The organism is Eoetvoesiella caeni (genome assembly GCF_003315175.1).
Taxonomy (GTDB): domain Bacteria; phylum Pseudomonadota; class Gammaproteobacteria; order Burkholderiales; family Burkholderiaceae_B; genus Eoetvoesia; species Eoetvoesia caeni.
Window position 1 is genome coordinate 1 of record NZ_QNRQ01000033.1, and the last position, 3899, is coordinate 3899.

5 protein-coding genes are annotated in these 3899 nt (G+C 70.1%); all 5 read left to right on the forward strand.

Annotated features, from left to right (window positions below; translation table 11 throughout):
* Nucleotides 1-656 (forward strand): hypothetical protein (locus DFR37_RS22555; RefSeq protein ID WP_429866791.1); only part of this gene is annotated, 656 nt, incomplete at its 5' end.
* Nucleotides 657-670: 14 nt separating this feature from the next.
* A complete protein-coding gene (locus DFR37_RS22560; RefSeq protein ID WP_113935394.1) occupies nt 671-1396 on the forward strand; it encodes a TIGR03759 family integrating conjugative element protein in 726 nt (241 codons plus the stop codon).
* Nucleotides 1378-1974, forward strand: a complete 597-nt coding sequence (locus DFR37_RS22565; RefSeq protein WP_113935395.1) for a transglycosylase SLT domain-containing protein — start codon at nt 1378-1380, stop codon at nt 1972-1974. Before DFR37_RS22560 ends, DFR37_RS22565 begins: the two co-directional genes overlap by 19 nt.
* Nucleotides 1971-2510, forward strand: coding sequence for an integrating conjugative element protein (locus DFR37_RS22570; RefSeq protein ID WP_113935396.1), 540 nt, complete (start codon nt 1971-1973; stop codon nt 2508-2510). The genes DFR37_RS22565 and DFR37_RS22570 overlap by 4 nt, the downstream gene beginning before the upstream one ends.
* Nucleotides 2511-2514: 4 nt before the next feature.
* Nucleotides 2515-3899: type IV conjugative transfer system coupling protein TraD (gene traD, locus DFR37_RS22575; RefSeq protein WP_113935397.1), on the forward strand; the 1385-nt coding region annotated here is incomplete at its 3' end.

A 3899-nucleotide genomic window follows, 5' to 3' on the forward strand; every position in this document is an offset into this window, starting at 1 on the left:
TCGGGAAGCCAGCCATGAGCGCCCCACAACCCGCCCAGCGTTCAACCGCCGCCGTGGTGGTGCAGAGCCTGATGTGGCTCTGGCTGCTTGGCCTCAGTGTCCTCGTGGCCCTCGGCTACCAGGCCCTGAACGACCAGGCCGACCAGGACCGCCTCGATTCCCGCCTGCAACGCCTCGAAGCGCAGGCAACAGGCCTGGCCGAGACCATCGAGACCATCCAGCAGCGTCCGGCCGTCGCAACGGCGGCGGATCTCCAAGACACCCGCCAAATCCTGGAAGCTCATGCAGCCCAGGTCGAGAAAGCGCTGAGCGGCTATGCCGCCGCCGACGACCTTCAGTCGCTGCGCGCCGAGGTCGAGCAGCTCAAGACGCGCCAGACCGCAGCACGCGCCGCAGCACCCGCCCAGCCGCGCGCACCGAGCAAGGCTGCTGCCAGGCCCGAGCCACCGCCGCTCCCGTTCCGCATCGTCGGCGCCGAACTGCGCGCCGGCCAGCGCAGCGTGTCCGTCGCGCCGAGCAATGGCGACTTCACGCCCGACCAGCTTCAGGTGCTGCTACCCGGCGATGCGGTCGGCCCGTGGCGCTTGCAGGCCGTCGAGGGCAACACCGCGGTGTTCCAGGCCGGCGACCAGACCCGCCGCGTGGCGATTCCCTGACCGGAGCAGATCGCATGAAGCCATCGATCATCCTTTCCGCGCTCCTGCTGGCGTCCACCCAGTGGCCCGCCTGGGCGCAGCAGCCCGCCACGGCTCCCGCCCGCAATGCGCAAAGCCAGGAGCGCCCGCTGGCCGCCCGCATCCTGGAAGACCGGGTGGCAAGCGACTGGGGCCTGCAACCGCAGGAGTGGGCGCGATACCGCGAACTGATGGACGGGCCGCTGGGCATCTACTCCCCCAACCTGGACCCGCTGTCGGCCCTGGGCATCGAAGCGCGCACCGACGAGGAACGGCGCCGCTATGCAGACATGCAGGTGCAGGTCGAGGCGCGCCGCGTCGAGAAGCTGCTCGCCTACCAGAGGGCCTACGACGAGGCCTGGCAGCGCCTGAACCCCGGCATGCAGCGGGTGAACCTGCCGGACGACAAGCCGGTCGCCGGAGCCACGCGCGGCTCCGGCCGCACGGCCGTGTTCGTCAAGGACAGCTGCGTGGCCTGCGGCCAGCTCGTGCAGCGCCTGCAATCGGCGGGCGCCGAATTCGACCTGTACATGGTCGGCAGCCGCCAGGACGACGCGCGCATCCGCGACTGGGCCAAGCGCGCGAACGTCGATCCGGCGCGCGTGCGCAGCGGCACCATCACGCTCAACCACGACGGCGGCCGCTGGTTGACCTTGGGGGTGCCCGGTGACCTGCCGGCGGTCGTGCGCGAGGTGAACGGCCAATGGCAGCGCCAACCGTAGCCGCATCCCTGCGCGCACTGGTGCTCGCCGTTGGCCTCTGCGCCTGCGCCGCCCAGGCCCAGGCCCAGGAGGTTCCGCCACCGGCCTACCAGCTCGCCGCGCAGCGCGCAGGCATCCCCTCGACGGTGCTCTACGCGGTGGCCTTGCAGGAGAGCGGCATCCGCCGCAACGGGCGCATCGTCCCATGGCCGTGGTCGCTCAACGTCGCCGGCCAGTCGTACCGCTACGCGACCCGCGCTGATGCCTGCGCTGGCTTGCAGCGGGCGATGCGTTCCACGCCGCACACGCGAATCGACGCGGGCCTGGGCCAGATCAACCTCGGCTACCACCAGCAGCGCTACGCAAGCGCGTGCGACTTGCTCGACCCGTATCGGAATCTGGCCATCGCCGCCGAGATCCTGCGCGAGCAGCACACCCCGGGCGAAGACTGGTTGCTGGCGATCGGCCGCTACCACCGTCCTGCCGGGGGCGAGCCTGCCGCCCGCTACCGGCGCAGCGTATCCCGCCACCTTGCCCGCGTGCAGGGCGCGCGCCCAACCGCCGCGATTCTCGCCGCGCCTCAGGAGAGTTCCCCATGACGAAATCCCATCTGGTCCTGCGGGGCCTGCTTGTGCTGCTGGCGGGTCTGCCGCTGGCCTCGCGTGCCGGCGAGCCGCTGATCGTGGTCGAAGACCGTGGCGGAACGTCGGCGCTGCCGTACTACGAAGCCTTGAACCTTCAGCCGCGCGCCGATGCTCCGGCCCGGCCACCCATCCCGATGCCCCAGGTTCCCGCCACGCCGGCGGATGAGGCCGCGATGCTGCCGGTGCGCAGCGCCAAACTCACGCCCGGCACCGTCGCGCGCCGGGTGATCGAGGCCCCCGGCCTTCGGCCCTTCGTGGTCGTCGGCGACGACGAGGCGTCCCAGGCCTGGCTGCGCCGCCAGGCGGGAGCGCTGCGCGAGCGCGGCGCGGTCGGCCTGGTGGTCAACGTGGAGACCGTGCAGGGCCTGGCGCGGCTGCGCGCCCTGGTGCCCGGTGTGCCGCTCGCGCCCGTGTCCGGCAACGACCTGGCCGAGCGCCTGGGGCTGCGGCACTACCCGGCGCTGATCACGGCCACCGGCATCGAGCAATGAAGCCATGTCAGGGAAACAGCCGGTCGAGGTACTGCTTCGCCCAGCGGTGGAGCTATACACCGTTGCCGCATGCGCGGGCGCCGCGTTTCTGTCCCTGGTGGCCCCATGGTCGCTCGCGCTGAGTCCGTCCATGGGCGTCGGCAGCGCGCTGGCGTTCGGCGCTTACGGCGCCATCCGCTACCGCGATGCCCGCGTCATCCTGCGCTACCGGCGCAACATCCGCCGCCTGCCGCGCTACGTGATGACCAGCAAGGACGTGCCGGTCAGCCAGCAGCGGCTGTTCGTGGGGCGTGGTTTCCTGTGGGAGCAGAAGCACACCCATAGGCTGATGCAGACGTACCGGCCGGAGTTCCGCCGCTACGTCGAGCCGACACCCGCGTACCGGCTGGCGCGGCGTCTGGAAGAACGGCTGGAGTTCGCGCCGTTCCCGCTGTCCCGGCTGTCCGCGCTTACCGGCTGGGACGTGCCTTTCAACCCAGTGCGGCCGTTGCCGCCGGTGGGCGGCCTGCCGCGCCTGCATGGCATCGAACCCGAGGAGGTGGACGTCAGCCTGCCGCTCGGCGAGCGCGTCGGCCACTCGCTGGTGCTAGGCACCACGCGCGTCGGCAAGACCCGGTTGGCCGAACTGTTCGTGACCCAGGACATCCGGCGCAAGAACGCCGCGGGCGAGCACGAGGTGGTGATCGTCATTGACCCCAAGGGCGATGCCGATCTCCTGAAGCGGATGTACGTCGAGGCGAAGCGCGCGGGCCGCGAAGGCGAGTTCTACGTCTTTCATTTGGGCTGGCCGGACATTTCCGCGCGCTACAACGCCGTGGGGCGCTTCGGCCGCATCAGCGAGGTAGCCACCCGCGTCGCGGGGCAGCTTTCCGGCGAAGGCAACAGCGCGGCGTTCCGCGAGTTCGCCTGGCGCTTCGTCAACATCATTGCGCGCGCGTTGGTGGAGCTGGGGCAGCGCCCGGACTACATGCTGATCCAGCGGCACGTCATCAACATCGACGCGCTGTTCATCGAGTACGCCCAGCATTACTTCGCCAAGACCGAGCCCAAGGCCTGGGAGGTGATCGTCCAGATCGAGGCTAAGCTCAACGAAAAGAACATCCCGCGCAACATGATCGGGCGCGAGAAGCGCGTGGTGGCGCTGGAGCAGTACCTCTCGCAGGCGCGCAACTACGACCCGGTGCTGGACGGCCTGCGCTCGGCGGTTCGATACGACAAGACGTACTTCGACAAGATCGTCGCCAGCCTCTTGCCGCTGCTGGAGAAGCTCACCAGCGGCAAGATCGCCCAGCTCCTGGCCCCGAACTACTCCGACCTGGCGGACCCGCGCCCGATCTTCGACTGGATGCAGATCATCCGTAAGAGGGCCATCGTCTATGTGGGGCTGGA

Excerpts from the sequence above, each read along its gene's own strand:
- DFR37_RS22560 (WP_113935394.1), top strand. The coding sequence starts at position 671 with ATGAAGCCATCGATCATCCTTTCCGCGCTCCTGCTGGCGTCCACCCAG.
- DFR37_RS22565 (WP_113935395.1), top strand. The coding sequence starts at position 1,378 with ATGGCAGCGCCAACCGTAGCCGCATCCCTGCGCGCACTGGTGCTCGCC.
- DFR37_RS22570 (WP_113935396.1), top strand. The coding sequence starts at position 1,971 with ATGACGAAATCCCATCTGGTCCTGCGGGGCCTGCTTGTGCTGCTGGCG.